This is a genomic window from Inhella gelatinilytica (assembly GCF_016093295.1).
GTDB lineage: Bacteria > Pseudomonadota > Gammaproteobacteria > Burkholderiales > Burkholderiaceae_C > Inhella > Inhella gelatinilytica.
Genome location: NZ_JAEDAL010000001.1, coordinates 857,423 through 869,975 on the forward strand (window position 1 = coordinate 857,423; position 12,553 = coordinate 869,975).

At 65.4% G+C, this 12,553-nt stretch carries 14 protein-coding genes; 8 read left to right on the top strand and 6 right to left on the bottom strand.

Annotated features, from left to right (window positions below):
- Window positions 1-260 precede the first annotated feature (260 nt).
- Complete coding sequence (locus tag I7X43_RS03990; protein WP_198099589.1) at window positions 261-662, bottom strand: VOC family protein; 402 nt, start codon at window positions 660-662, stop codon at window positions 261-263.
- Window positions 663-788: 126 nt separating this feature from the next.
- Here I7X43_RS03990 and I7X43_RS03995 point away from each other — a divergent pair, with 126 nt between their 5' ends.
- On the top strand, window positions 789-1,568 hold the full coding sequence (locus tag I7X43_RS03995; protein WP_198099590.1) for a substrate-binding periplasmic protein: 780 nt from the start codon (window positions 789-791) through the stop codon (window positions 1,566-1,568).
- Between the two features lie 19 nt (window positions 1,569-1,587).
- Here the strand turns inward: I7X43_RS03995 and I7X43_RS04000 are convergent, their stop codons facing one another.
- Together I7X43_RS04000 and I7X43_RS04005 are read right to left on the bottom strand one after the other, a co-directional pair.
- Complete coding sequence (locus I7X43_RS04000) at window positions 1,588-2,388, bottom strand: substrate-binding periplasmic protein (protein WP_198099591.1); 801 nt, start codon at window positions 2,386-2,388, stop codon at window positions 1,588-1,590.
- A gap of 12 nt (window positions 2,389-2,400) precedes the next feature.
- Window positions 2,401-3,159, bottom strand: coding sequence for an MgtC/SapB family protein (locus I7X43_RS04005; protein ID WP_198099592.1), 759 nt, complete (start codon window positions 3,157-3,159; stop codon window positions 2,401-2,403).
- 140 nt (window positions 3,160-3,299) lie between these two features.
- Here I7X43_RS04005 and I7X43_RS04010 point away from each other — a divergent pair, with 140 nt between their 5' ends.
- The 5 genes from I7X43_RS04010 to I7X43_RS04030 all read left to right on the top strand — a co-directional run bounded on the left by I7X43_RS04010 (window position 3,300) and on the right by I7X43_RS04030 (window position 8,550).
- Window positions 3,300-5,246 carry an alpha/beta hydrolase family protein gene (locus I7X43_RS04010; protein ID WP_198099593.1) on the top strand — a complete coding sequence of 649 codons (1,947 nt, stop codon included), beginning with the start codon at window positions 3,300-3,302 and terminating at the stop codon, window positions 5,244-5,246.
- 34 nt (window positions 5,247-5,280) lie between these two features.
- The gene (gene selD, locus I7X43_RS04015) at window positions 5,281-6,327 is read left to right on the top strand and encodes a selenide, water dikinase SelD (protein WP_198099594.1); all 1,047 of its coding nucleotides are present in this window, start codon (window positions 5,281-5,283) and stop codon (window positions 6,325-6,327) included.
- Between the two features lie 149 nt (window positions 6,328-6,476).
- Window positions 6,477-6,680, top strand: a complete 204-nt coding sequence (locus I7X43_RS16325) for a hypothetical protein (RefSeq protein ID WP_246480111.1) — start codon at window positions 6,477-6,479, stop codon at window positions 6,678-6,680.
- 148 nt (window positions 6,681-6,828) lie between these two features.
- Window positions 6,829-7,608 carry a hypothetical protein gene (locus I7X43_RS04025; RefSeq protein WP_216860043.1) on the top strand — a complete coding sequence of 260 codons (780 nt, stop codon included), beginning with the start codon at window positions 6,829-6,831 and terminating at the stop codon, window positions 7,606-7,608.
- Window positions 7,609-8,550, top strand: a complete 942-nt coding sequence (locus tag I7X43_RS04030; RefSeq protein ID WP_198099596.1) for a hypothetical protein — start codon at window positions 7,609-7,611, stop codon at window positions 8,548-8,550.
- Window positions 8,551-8,557: 7 nt separating this feature from the next.
- On the opposite strand, the gene I7X43_RS04035 is transcribed toward I7X43_RS04030, so the two are convergent.
- A complete protein-coding gene (locus tag I7X43_RS04035) occupies window positions 8,558-8,911 on the bottom strand; it encodes a hypothetical protein (protein WP_198099597.1) in 354 nt (117 codons plus the stop codon).
- Between the two features lie 90 nt (window positions 8,912-9,001).
- Here I7X43_RS04035 and I7X43_RS04040 point away from each other — a divergent pair, with 90 nt between their 5' ends.
- On the top strand, window positions 9,002-10,060 hold the full coding sequence (locus I7X43_RS04040) for an MBL fold metallo-hydrolase (protein ID WP_198099798.1): 1,059 nt from the start codon (window positions 9,002-9,004) through the stop codon (window positions 10,058-10,060).
- A gap of 16 nt (window positions 10,061-10,076) precedes the next feature.
- Here the strand turns inward: I7X43_RS04040 and I7X43_RS04045 are convergent, their stop codons facing one another.
- Together I7X43_RS04045 and I7X43_RS04050 are read right to left on the bottom strand one after the other, a co-directional pair.
- Window positions 10,077-10,892 (bottom strand): substrate-binding periplasmic protein, encoded by an 816-nt coding sequence (locus I7X43_RS04045; RefSeq protein WP_198099598.1) that lies wholly within the window; start codon window positions 10,890-10,892, stop codon window positions 10,077-10,079.
- Window positions 10,893-10,999: 107 nt separating this feature from the next.
- Window positions 11,000-11,767, bottom strand: coding sequence for a transporter substrate-binding domain-containing protein (locus tag I7X43_RS04050; RefSeq protein ID WP_198099599.1), 768 nt, complete (start codon window positions 11,765-11,767; stop codon window positions 11,000-11,002).
- 124 nt (window positions 11,768-11,891) lie between these two features.
- On the opposite strand from I7X43_RS04050, the gene I7X43_RS04055 reads away from it, so the two are divergent.
- Window positions 11,892-12,539, top strand: a complete 648-nt coding sequence (locus tag I7X43_RS04055) for an energy transducer TonB (RefSeq protein WP_198099600.1) — start codon at window positions 11,892-11,894, stop codon at window positions 12,537-12,539.
- Window positions 12,540-12,553 lie beyond the last annotated feature (14 nt).

Consider the following 12,553-nt stretch of genomic DNA (forward strand, 5'->3'; position numbering starts at 1 on the left):
AGGTTCGTAATATTTGTTGAATCCGGTACCGCTCGAGCCGCAAAGGAGAATCGAATCACATTACTCGATGCAGCATGTATTGCATCGTACTGACTGAGAAGTCCATCAACTTTGTAGAAGCCGGAAAGAGGCATTTTAATTTCTCGATTCAGAAAATCATGTTTTGCGCGCAAGGCCTGAAAAACCTTTGCGCCGATTTTATTTGAATGCGATCCAGGGGTTTATCCCAGGCGGATTGCAGCTCTTGAGGCGGTCGAAGATTATTTGGGGCGCCCGGTTGTGGCCTGCGCCAGCGCCAGCAAATGCCCCTCGGGGTCCAACAGGTAGGCGGCGCGGTGGCCCCAGTTGCGCACGCTCAAGGGGCTGAGCAGGCGTGCCCCCGCCGCCACGGCGCGCTCAACCCAGGGTGCGGGGTCCTCGTCCAGCAGGCAGTAGAGCTCGCTGCGGCAGGCCCCCCGGGCCGCAGCCGAGTCCGGCAGGGCGTCCCCGAGCAGGCGCCGGATGCCGGCCTCGGGCATCAGCCCCAGCACGGCGCCGCCGGGTAGGTCGAACTCGCACATGCCCGGCACGTCCAGTCGCGGTGGGCGGGCCAGCACCGCAGCGTAAAAGTCCCGCGCGGCGGCGGGGTCGGCAACGAAGAGGATGCAATGCGTGGCGGCCATCGTGGAGGGTCCTGACGAAAGGGGCATGATGCCCCTTCATTCGCGGGGTTCTCCCCAGGGCGTGGGCTTGTTGTCGGCCCCACCGCGGCCTAGGATGAATGAATCCCGCGCTCACCAGGGGCTCCCATGATCGACCGTCGACAGCTCGTCGCCGCTGCACTGGCCGCTGTGGGGCCGCGCGTTTGGGCCAAAGGCGAACCCCCGGTCACGGTGTTGGGGGTGGAACTGCCCCCGCTGATCATGGCCACGCCCTACGGGGCCGCGGGCGTGGTGGTGGAAACCGTTCAGCAAGCTTTTCAACGGCTGAACCGCCCCGTGGTGATCAAGGTCGTGCCCTGGGCCCGTGCCTATGCCGAAGTCACCGAAGGTCGTGCCGATGGCCTCATCCCCACCATTCGCAGTGCCGAGCGCGAGACGCTGCTGGACTTCCCGACCCAGCCCGTGTTTCGCTCGGACATGGTGTTTTTCGCGCGGGCCGACGCCCACATCCCCTGGCGCGGACACCTGGCGGACGTGGCCGCGCTGAAGTTTGTGAAGCTCCGCGGCGCCTTGTTTGCACCGGAGTTCGACCGCGCGGTGCAGGAGGGCCGGCTGCAGTGTGAAGAAACCACCAGTTTTGCCTCGGCGATTCGCATGGTCCAGGCCAAACGGGCCGACTTGGCGGCCGTGCCGCACCTGGGCGGCCTGCAAGTCATTGCGAGCGAAGGGCTCGGTCGTGAGGTCGTGGCCCTGCAGCCGCCGGTTCACACACAGGATTTCTTCCTGGCGCTGGCCAAGGGCCGTGCCCGGCAGGGCCTGCGTGAGCGCCTGGATCGCGAGTTTGAAGCGATGAAGCGAGACGGCAGCACCCAGGCGATCGTGGACGACTACCGTCGTCGCAATTGGCTGCCCCCGACGCGCAACTGAGACGCGCGCCCGTGGCCGTTCAACCCCCGCCCAGGATGCGGCTCAGGTCACCCGAAGCCCGCAGGCGCGCCAAACCCGCATTGACATCCGCTTGCAGCGCCGCGCCCAGGGGCGTTGCCCGCGTGAACATCATGCGAAAGCGAGACACCTCTGCCTCGGGCATGGGGGCCTGGCCCAAATCGGGGTCGTCGCGCAACGGGCGCCCTTCCAAGTCGCGCAGCGTCGGCATCACCTCGCGCGCCACCAAGACCGCGTCGATTCGGTTCCTGTGCATCATCTGGACCAAGCTGCCCGGGTGCGGGGCCTCCGCGCTCAAGGGGATGTTGAGGCGCTGGAGGGTGGGATAGGTGTAGCCCAGGTTGCCGCCCATCCGGTAGGGGCGCAAGTCTTCGGCGCGTTTGAGCTTCAGGCCCTGCGGATGGACCCGGCGGCTCCACAACACGTCGGTGTGGATTTCATGCACCACGTCGCTGAACAGGAAGTTGCGCTCGCGCTCGGGTGTGGGCAGCGCATTCAGCAGCATGTGGAAGTGCTCGCCCGACCGCACCAGGGCCAGGCAGCGATTCCACGGCAGCAGCTTGATTTGGAGTCGCCAGCCATACAGCGCCGCCAAGCGCTGCAGGAGGACAACGGAGCGCCCTCCCACCTCGCCGGTGATTTGTCCGTTCCGGCGCTGCGCTTCGGTGTACGGTGGCCACTCGTTGGCGTCATCGCAGACCCGGACTTCTTGCCCTGCGGGCACGCGCGCCGCCAGGACCGCGGGCACCGCACCGAACGTCAACGCCAGGGCCGCGCTCCAACGAATCCAGAAAGGGACCATCGCTCGTCTCGATCAGTTCCGAGCGTGGCCGATTTCAAAGGCCTCAATGCCTTCGAGGTGCGCGAGCTCGCTGCCGAGCCCCGTGATGGGCAAGGCCTTGCTGCGGTCCACCTCAATGCACACGAAGCGCCAGATGTGTCGACCCTCGGAGTAGCGCACGTTGAACGACCCTCCAGCGACTTGGTAGCCCCGTTCGCGTGCTGCCCGATCCAAAGCCGAGCGGCTGGGTTCAAAACCTGGGCGATAGGTCAGGGACAGCGCGATGGCCGGCCGCGCCGGCAACATGCGCTCCAAGCGTTGCGCAAACATCATTAGCGAGGCGCTGAGCACGGTCAGCAAAATCGCCGCCGCGTAAAAGCCCACGCCTACCAGGATGCCAATGGCCGATGAGGACCACAGCGAGGCGGCCGAGGTCAGCCCGGTGATGTTCAGGCCGTCCTTCATGATCATGCCGGCACCCAGGAAGCCGATGCCGGTGACGATGCCCTGAATCACGCGTGTTGGGTCGGCCGGCATGACGGTGGTGAAGTGCGTCACCGTTTGCCCGCCAAACCAGTTCATGGGATAGCCGGCCAGCACCGTCAGCGCACAACTGGCCATGCACACCAGCCCATAGGTGCGCATGCCCGCCGCCCGCCCGTGGAAGGTGCGCTCGTAGCCGGCGACCAGCCCCAACAGCAGCGCGCCGAAGATGTTGGCAAAGATGACGAGGTTCAATTGCACCTCGTTCACATTCCAGTAGCGGTACAGCAGGTCGGTCAGGGTGTTCATGCGGCCTCCGCGAGCGCGGATCATTCAGGCCCCCATCCTGCCTTGGAAATGCCTGCAGACAAGAGGGCGCGGCCCCCGCTGAAACCCGAAGGCGGGCGCCCCCTAGACTCGCGGGTTACATCAAATTTCGGAGGCATTTCATGGTTCAGCTTTCCCGCCGTCAAGGGCTGCAGGGCTTGGTGGCCGCTTCGGCCATGGTCGCCTGGCCGTTCTCCGCCCAAGCGCAGGACAGCCGGCCCTTGGCAATGGAGTTGTTTTTGCGCCCCGGTCAGTTGGGTAATGTGCAGCTTTCTCCCGATGGCACAGCCCTGCTGGCCCTGCGTTCGGTCGAAGGGCGCAGCAACCTGGTGGTGATCGACCTGCAAACTCAAACCAGTAAATTGCTGACGGGCTATCGCCAGGTCGATGTGTCGGGTGCGCGGTGGATCAACAACAGTCGCATCCTGTACACCTTGGGTTCTCGCAACACGGATGTGGGATTTGCCCGCCGGGGCTTTTTCTCCGTCAACAAGGACGGCAGCGACCCGCGCGACCCCAAGGACACTGACAGCGGCGTCCAGTTTGTGGCGCGCGGCGCCCAGGCTGACAAGAACCTGGTCATCGTGGCCGAGACCGAGGGCGATGGGCGGCACCAGGCCTTGTTCCGCATGGACCTGCTCACCAGCCGTCGCCAGCGGCTTTCCACGGGGGCCCCAGGCCATGTCGAAGCCTGGGCGCTGGACCGCCAGGATCAGCCTCGCGCCTGCATCACGCGGACCAAAGACATGAACGCCACGTTCTGGATCCGTCCCGAGCCCAATGGCGAATGGAAGGCCTTGCACAACTGGACTGTGCACGACCCGGGGGTGGACCTGGAGGGCATTGATGCCGATGAGCAGCTCTATGTGCTGCACACCCCTGCGGGACGGGATGAGCAGGTGCTTGGCCGTATCGACCTGCGTAAAGCGGAATGGGCGACGGAGCCCCTGGTCGCGTTGCAAGGCTACGACGTCACCGCTGGTGCGGTGCGTTTTGATACCCAGGGGAACCTCCGCTCGGTCTTCTTTCAGGCCGACCGCCCGCGGGTGATGCACGCCGATGCCAAGCTCGATGCCCTGCAAACGGCCATGGAGAAGGAATTTCCGGACAGCACCGTGACCCTTTCCCCCGATGCGGCCCTGCGCCGCGTCTTGGTGAGCGTGAGCAGCGATGTCGACCCAGGACGCTACTTCCTCTACGAAGAGGGGGCGCCGCTCAAGTTGGTGGGCACCTCCCGCCCCTGGCTGGACCCCAAGCGCCTGGCCAAGACCCGCTTCTTCCGCTACACCGCTCGCGATGGCCTCTCCATCCCGGCCCAGCTGACGCTGCCGCCGGGCGCGAAGCCGGGTGAGAAGCACCCGCTGCTGGTGTTGCACTACGGCGGGCCGCACGTGCGCGCCATCGCTTGGGGTTTTGACCCCATGGTGCAGTTCCTGGCCAGCCGGGGCTACGCCGTCTTCATGCCGGCCCCTCGCATGAGTACGGGCTGGGGGTGGCGTCACCACAAGGCGGGCTGGAAGCAGTGGGGCCTGGGCATGCAGGACGACGTGACCGACGGCGTTCTTCAGCTTGTGAAAGAAGGCGTGGCCGATCGCGACCGTTTGGCGATCATGGGTGCTAGCTACGGCGGCTACCTGACCATGATGGGGCTGGCCAAGAACCCGGAGCTATGGCGCTGCGGCATCAATTGGGTGGGCGTAACGGACATCGAGCACAAGTTCTTCAGTTGGGTGGATTACGCCGGCAGTGACTTTGCCGAGCACCTCATGCCCCACATGGTGGGCGACCCGGTGAAGGACTTGGAGCAATTGCGCCGTACCTCGCCCGTGCGCCGTGTGGCTGAAATTCAAGCTCCGGTGTTGTTGGCCTACGGTGGGACCGACCGGCGCGTGCCTCTGGTCAACGGTTTGGCCATGCGCGACGCACTGGCTGCCGCCGGCAAGCCGCACGAATGGGTGCTCTACCCGGACGAGGGTCACGGCTTCAACGCCCCCGCCGCGAAGAGGGACTTTTGGACCCGCATCGAGAAATTCCTGGCCGAACACATGGCCCCGCGTGCGGCGGGCTGAAGTCGCACAAGAGGCGCACCCTGGAGCCCCCGCCATGACCGAACCCCGACTCACCGCCCTCAGCCACGGCGGTGGCTGCGGCTGCAAGATCGCTCCCGGCCTGCTGTCCGAAATCCTGCGCGGCAGCACGGGCTTCCCGATCCCGCCGGAACTGCTCGTGGGCATCGAGACCTCGGACGACGCCGCGGTCTACCGCCTGAACGACGAGCAGGCGCTGATCGCGACGACCGACTTTTTTATGCCCATCGTTGACGACCCGTTCGACTTTGGGCGCATCGCGGCGACCAACGCCATCAGCGATGTCTACGCCATGGGCGGCAAGCCCATCCTGGCGTTGGCCCTGGTGGGCATGCCCGTTGCTCAGCTCTCCACCGCCACCATCGGCCGCATCCTGGAGGGCGGTGCCAGCGTGTGCCGTGCGGCGGGCATCCCCATCGCCGGTGGCCACACCATCGATTCGGTCGAGCCCATCTACGGTCTGGTGGCCCTGGGCCTGGTGCACCCCAGCCGGGTCAAGCGCAATGCCGACGCCCGCGTGGGTGACTTGCTGGTGCTGGGCAAGCCGCTGGGCGTGGGCGTGTACTCGGCGGCGCTCAAGAAGGAGCAACTGGGTGCCGAGGGCTATGCCCACCTGATCGGCGCGACCACCCAGCTCAACACCCCCGGGCCCGATTTGGCGGCCGTGGCGGGTGTGCATGCGCTGACCGATGTCACCGGCTTCGGCCTCGCCGGCCACGGCCTGGAGCTGGCGCGCGGCGCAGGGGCGGCCGTGGAGATCGACTGGCCCGCCGTGCCCCTGTTGCCCGGCGTTCGCGAGCTGGCGGCGCAAGGCTGCGTCACTGGCGCCAGCGGCCGCAACTGGGCCGCCTATGGCGCCGAGGTGCAGCTGCCCGAGGGCTTCGCCACCGTCGACCGCGCCCTGCTCACCGATCCGCAAACCAGCGGCGGCCTCCTGGTCAGCTGCGCCCCCGAGGCCTTGGGGGCCGTTCAGGCGGTGTTTGCCGCCCACGGCTTTGCCGACGCCGCGGTGGTCGGGCGGGTGGTCGCGGGCCGCGGGCTGCGGGTGGTGCAAGGCGGCTGATCGGGGTCCTGCCGTGTGGGATTGCCAGACTTGCGGCGCCTGTTGCGCGCACTACCGTGTGTCTTTTTACTGGGCCGAGGCCGACGACGCCCCCCGGGGGCACGGTGCCGGTCGCCCTGTCGCGACCCCTGGGCCCCTTGCATCGCTGCATGGCGGGCACCAAAGTCAAGCCCGTTCGCTGTGTGGCGCTGCAGGGGCGCGTGGGGGAGCAAGTGGCTTGCACCCTCTATGCCCAGCGCTCCAGCACGTGCCGCAGCGTGCTCCCGGGCGACTCGCAGTGCCTCAAAGCTCGGGCGGCGTGGGGGCTAGGCTGCTCCGCACCCGCCGCACCACCCCAAATGTCCCAGCGGTGAGCACGCAGGCCAGGACAGGCCCTTGTTCCCCCGCAGATAGGTGGGTTACGTTGAAACTTTCGGGTTATTGCTGATGGGGGGGGGGTAAATTGATCGAGATACGCTGTCCGCTCCGAAGTCTCGGAATAATCAATCGGGAGGAATGACAGTGAAATTGATCAATGTTTTGACAGTGGGTCTTATTGCGGCGGCTGGCGCGCAGGCATCGCCAACTAGCCTTGGTACTGTTAATCAGGCGGCGAATTTGTCCGCTGCTCAGAAAAACATCACCAAGTCGTCATCGAAGATTCAGCTGTCCAAAGCAAATGTCGAGCAAAAACGAAGAATTCTTAAGGCGTTTGGTAAGAAAAATCGAACCACTTCGATGTCACTTCTATCAGGCAGTTGCAATTTGTCGGATGGCGAGACCTGGGATCAATGTGGAGCAGTTGAGGTGGAAATCGAGGATTTCTATTTCAACTGGACTTTTACTGATTTCGTGACTGAGGTCCACCTGGAGAAAGTGGTCCTCTTTGGACAACGTTCCTGTGGGTTCTGGGTTGGCGCGGAGGGGGAAGAGACTTGGGTGGAGGACTGCAATATTTACTCCGTGGCTGATGGGTCGTTGCTTGATAAAAGGATGGACGGCCTTTCCCCAGACAAGCGCCAAGAGTTCCAGGAGCAAGTCGACCAATTGGTTGCCATGAAAATAAAGCGGTGTTTCACAGTGAATTTGAATATGAAAAATGACCCATTTAATCTGGCGGCAGTGCAGGCGGTAAAGGATTCTGGGGTTTCATTGGTTGCCAAGGATGAGGTTGAGATCTCCTATCGTGATGGGGTGCATACGTTTAGCGTTGAAAAACTTGGCGTCGGCTCCAGTCAGTTTCTCTTGAATTATAAGTATTCTGGCGGCGGGGATCAGCCCCAATGTTCAGTTGCTGGTTGATTGCATTTGGTGAAAAGGCTGCTTGTATTTTTTGCGGCGACGCTGGGCCTGCTTGGTCTGGTGTCGCTTGCGAATAGAGCCTCTCGGCAAAATCAGGAGCTAGAGCGGGTTGATTTATCAGGGCGACGTCAAGAACCTCGTGAGGTTGCCAGAAATTATTCTACAAATGGAGCGATGGCCAAATCTGAATTTGGTGCAGATAACATTCGCGAAACGGCCTTAAAAAATCAACGTGATAGGTTGGGATCTGCGCCTAATCTTTATCCAATGTTGATTCAACTTATGCAATCTGGCCGCCCTAATGCTCACGCCAATGTTATTGAGGCTGTCAATATGTGTCGTGGTGCAATAATGAACGTGTGGGAGGGTGAGCGCGCAGGTGTGGCTGACTCTCGGACGCCCACGATCGCAGGGCTAACCCCCGAGGGGGCGCGACAGGAAATACGCCGCCGGTGTGAGCCGGTTTTCCAGGACCATCGTTTGGCGGGGCCCCGACCCGGCGATGCCGATGCCGAGGCGATTGCGCGGATGGCAAGCCACCCGACGGAGTACACCGCACATGAGTGGTGCAGCTTCTACCAAGGTGGGCGCTTGGGGCTGGACCGTTTCTTGATGCAGTTGTCGGATACGCGCGGCGGACAGGCGTTTGAGGCTAAACCTTGGGGCGGGCTCCAATCCAAGGCTGAGTGGGAGATGGCGTCGACCTATGCCATCGTGTATCTTGCTCCGGAAGACCGAACAGGGGCAAGCCTTTCGCTGACGCAATTGAGTGTTTGCGCATCAAGCGGGGAATGCGATGGTGACAGCAAGTCAGCAGTCTGGAAGGGGCTGGTCAAGCTGACCCCTGGGATCGATCCAGCGCGGCAGCCAGTGATCGAGGCGGTGAGCCGCCAGGTGGCCAGCGCCGTTGCTGCAGGGAATTGCGCGGCGTTCCGAGACTGAGCGCGATTTAGGATTCGGGCGGTGTGGGGGCTCGGCTGCTCCGCACCCGCCGCGCCACCCAGCGCAGCACCCCAAACGCGCCAGCGGTGAGTACACAGGCCAGGGCCAGCACGGTGAGGGCGAGGCCGGTGTCGGTGACCTGCCAGGCCCAAGTTAGCGCCCCCAGCAGCAGGCCGTAGACCAGCACCCAGCGGGGCAGGGTGAGGGCGGGCTTCCAAGCGGCCAGCACGCCGGCCGCGCCACCGAGCAGCACCGAGGAGTAGCTGGCGGTGACGGCCAGCATCCAGTCCGACCCGCCATGAGCCAGGGCGGCGGTGGGCAAGCCCAGCCACAGGACAGCGAGAACGCGAGACGAGCGCATGGCTTGACCTTAGCATTCCGGCCCCAGCCACGCCAAGTGGGCCCGCAGAGGAACGCCACCATGACTGCCGCATCGACCGTCTCCCGTGCACTGATCTTTCGCCAACTCTTTGACCCCGCGTCGTCCACCTACACCTACCTGCTGGCGGAAGGCGGAGAGGCGGTGCTGATCGACCCGGTGTTTGAGCAGGTGCGGCGCGACGCCGCCTTGCTGCGAGAGCTGGGCTTGCGCCTGGTGGCGACGGTCGAGACCCATGTGCACGCCGACCACATCACCGGCGCGGCGCTGCTGCGCCGTCGCCTGGGCTGCCAGGTGATGGGCGCGGCGGCCGGTGGGGCCCAAGGCCTGGACCGCGCGCTGGTGCCGGGCGACCGCATCGCCTTTGGCGGTCGATTCTTGAGCGTGCGGGCCACGCCCGGCCACACGGATGGCTGCATCACCCTGGTGCTGGACGACGAAACCCTGGCCTTCACGGGCGATGCCCTGCTCATCCGCGGCTGTGGCCGCACGGACTTCCAGCAGGGCAATGCCCGGCGGCTGTACCAGTCGGTGCATGAGCAGCTGTTGACGCTGCCGGACGCCACGCTGCTCTACCCCGGGCACGACTACCGCGGCCTCACCGTGACCAGCGTGGGCGAGGAGCGCCGCTACAACCCACGCTTTGGCGGTGCCAGCAGCCCAGAAGATTTCTGCGGCCACATGGCGGCCCTGGCCCTGCCCCACCCCAAGCGCATGATGGAAGCCGTGCCGGCCAACCTGCGCTGTGGGGAGCCCGAGTCGGAGCCGCCGCCCGAGCCGGACTGGGCTCCGCTGACCTGGGCCTTTGCGGGCCTGTGGGAGATCGAACCGCAGGCGCTGGAAGAGCTGGCCACACGGCCGCAGCTCGTGGATGTGCGCGAGCCGCACGAGTTCAATGGCCCGCTGGGGCATTTGGCAGGCTCGCGGCTTGTGCCGCTGGGGGAGCTGCGCAACCGCCTGGACGAGCTGGATCCGAACCGCCCCGTGGTGCTGGTGTGCCGCTCGGGCGCGCGTTCGGCCCAGGCAACCTTGCAGTTGATGAACGCGGGCTGGGGCCGCGTGGCCAACCTCACCGGTGGCTTGCTGCGCTGGCGGGCCCAGGGTGGTGCGGTCGAGGGCGGCGAGGACTGAGGCCGCCGCCCGCGAATCAAGGCGCGGCGGGGGTCTGGGCCAGGGCCTTGGCCTCGGCCTGCCGGTACTCGGCCGAGTCGCGAATCGCCGCCACGTCGCGCCACAAGCCGAGCACCCGCTGCGGGTTTTGGCTCCAGTAGCTGCGCGTGAAGGCGGTGTAGTAAGCCCGTTCCTGCAACACCGGCTCCACGCGTTGAATGCGCCGGCCCAGATCGGGGCGGTGGCGCAACACCTCGTCGGCCTCCTTGGCCTGTAGGGCGACGACTTGGACGCGACCGCGCGCCAGCTTTTCAAGGTTGGCCGTCGTGGTGCGGGCCGCCTCGTCGACGGTAAAGCCCAAGTCACGCACCACCGTCCCGATGGAGTACCCGGTTTGCACCCCGACCACGGCGCCCGCGGGCAGGCCGCGGAGCTTTTCACCGTCCCACCGCAGCGACAGCGGGCGGGCGGCGTACCAGTGGTAGCGGTTGTGTCGCAGGGCCATGCTCGTGTCGGGCTCGCCCTTGCGCGTGGGGTAGACCACAAACTCTTCGCGCTCGGCCAGGTAGCTCAAGCTGAGCACGGCGTCTTGGGCGCCGCTTTTGAGGTCCGCCAGGCACCGTTTCCAGGGCAGCAGACTGATTTCAATGGCCAGGCCACTGCGCTGTGCCAACCGATCCAGGAAAAGGAAATCCAAGCCCTGGCGCTGAATGCGTCCATCGGGGCTGGCCATGCGCCAGGGGGGGTGGGGCACGTCATTCAGGCACACCCGCAAGGGGGGCTCGGCCGCCTGAACGGCACTCCCGATGACGAGCCACAGACTGAGAACCCAGGAACAGCGCAAACGGTGCATGGAACGAACCGGTCAGGGTGAGGGGGCCGCCATGCGGGCCAGGGCGGCGGCTTCAGCTTGTTTGTAGGGCGCGGAGTCGCGAATGCGGGCCAGTTCGCGCCACAGCTTCAGCACCCGGGTGGGGTGGGCGTTCCAGAAGGGGCGCGAAAACGCCGCGTAGTAGGCGCGTTCCTGCAGGGGGGCTCCAGTCGCTGTACGTGGCTGCTCAAGTCCCGGCGGGCGAGTAGCACCCGATCCGCTTCCTTCGATTGCAACGCCGCCACGGCCACCCGGCCGCGTACCAGCTTCTCCAAGTTGGATTCGGCGGTGCGCGCACCCTCGTCGATCTTGAGGCCCAGCTCGCGCACCGCATTGGCGATGGAATAGCCGGTCTGGACCCCCACCAAGGCCTCGGTGGCCACGCTACTGAGCTGCTTGCCATCCCATTGAATGGGCAGGGCGCGCATCGCGTACCAGTGGTAACGCTCGTGGCGCAGGGCCAAGCTCTCGTCGGGACGCCCTTGGCGTTCGGGGTACACCGCAAACTCCTCGCGTTCGGGCAGGTGGCTGATGCCCAGGATGAAGTCTTGCTCGCCCACTTTGAGCTCGGCCAAGCAGCGCTTCCAGGGCTTAAGGTGCACCGTGATGGGCACGGCGGCGCGCTGGCTCAGTGCGTCCAGCACAAAGAAATCCAAGCCGTCTTTTCGAACCCGACCATCGGCATCCGGGAACCGCCAGGGCAAATGGGGCTGCTCGTTCAAACACACGCGCAGGGGCGGCGTTTCAGGGGTGGGGGCGGGGGCGGCCGCGCTGAGGCCCACGCCCAGGCCGGTGCTGGCCAGCAGCAGGCCGCACACCCCTCGAAAGGCCATCCATAGGCGAGACATTGAGCTCATGACCACCCTGCGTTGAACCCCTGCACGCTGCCACGAAGGGCGGCCGACTGCAAGGCCCCGTGTGAACGACGAGCAGCGAGGCTCGCGTGGGTACAGTCCCCGCTCGCATCTTCGGGAGGTCTCCATGGTGAAGGGGTTTCAACGGTTTGGGGCGGCGCTGGCCTTGGGGGCTGCTGCGTGGGGTGTGCACGCGATCGAAGCACCTGCGCCCTACACGGTCACCGTGATGGGCGAGGCCCGCGTGGATTCCCAAGGCCTGGTGCTGGACTGGCAGCCGCTACCGGACGAGAAGCAACCCCCGGCGTTCCTGCAGGCCCTGCGCGCCAACCTCCTGGGCCGTCAGCTGGATCCCGGGCGAGATGCCAATGGCCAGCCGGGGGAAATGGAAGCGGGGCTGCGGGTGCGGGTGCAGGTGCATCCGGCGGGTGCCGAGGGCGCGGCCCAGGTCCGCATCACCGGATTGGCCGTGATGCCCGTGGTGCTGGACCGGCCGATGCGACCGTATCCGCCTTCGGTCCGCCACCTCAACTTCGCCGAGTGGGAAGGGCGGGCACTGGTTCGCTGTCGCGTTGGGGCGGCCGGCGAGTGTGAGCAGCCCGCCGTGGAGGGTGTGCAAGACATGCCCGAGGCGTTCCAGCGCTACATCATCGACAGCAGCAAGCGCTGGGTGTTCAAACCGATTCGGATCAACGGCCAGCCGATCGCGCTGGACGCTTTGGTGCCCTTCGTGCTGCTTCGGCGCGAGGGGGTTGAGATGCCGCGCCGGCGCTGAGTCCGTGGGTTCCG

Bases quoted from the DNA above. Each gene is read 5' to 3' on its own strand.
- I7X43_RS03990 (WP_198099589.1), bottom strand. From the start codon at position 662: ATGGCCGCCACGCATTGCATCCTCTTCGTTGCCGACCCCGCCGCCGCG.
- I7X43_RS03995 (WP_198099590.1), top strand. From the start codon at position 789: ATGATCGACCGTCGACAGCTCGTCGCCGCTGCACTGGCCGCTGTGGGG.
- I7X43_RS04000 (WP_198099591.1), bottom strand. From the start codon at position 2,388: ATGGTCCCTTTCTGGATTCGTTGGAGCGCGGCCCTGGCGTTGACGTTC.
- I7X43_RS04005 (WP_198099592.1), bottom strand. From the start codon at position 3,159: ATGAACACCCTGACCGACCTGCTGTACCGCTACTGGAATGTGAACGAG.
- I7X43_RS04010 (WP_198099593.1), top strand. From the start codon at position 3,300: ATGGTTCAGCTTTCCCGCCGTCAAGGGCTGCAGGGCTTGGTGGCCGCT.
- selD (WP_198099594.1), top strand. From the start codon at position 5,281: ATGACCGAACCCCGACTCACCGCCCTCAGCCACGGCGGTGGCTGCGGC.
- I7X43_RS16325 (WP_246480111.1), top strand. From the start codon at position 6,477: ATGGCGGGCACCAAAGTCAAGCCCGTTCGCTGTGTGGCGCTGCAGGGG.
- I7X43_RS04035 (WP_198099597.1), bottom strand. From the start codon at position 8,911: ATGCGCTCGTCTCGCGTTCTCGCTGTCCTGTGGCTGGGCTTGCCCACC.
- I7X43_RS04045 (WP_198099598.1), bottom strand. From the start codon at position 10,892: ATGCACCGTTTGCGCTGTTCCTGGGTTCTCAGTCTGTGGCTCGTCATC.
- I7X43_RS04050 (WP_198099599.1), bottom strand. From the start codon at position 11,767: ATGAGCTCAATGTCTCGCCTATGGATGGCCTTTCGAGGGGTGTGCGGC.
- I7X43_RS04055 (WP_198099600.1), top strand. From the start codon at position 11,892: ATGGTGAAGGGGTTTCAACGGTTTGGGGCGGCGCTGGCCTTGGGGGCT.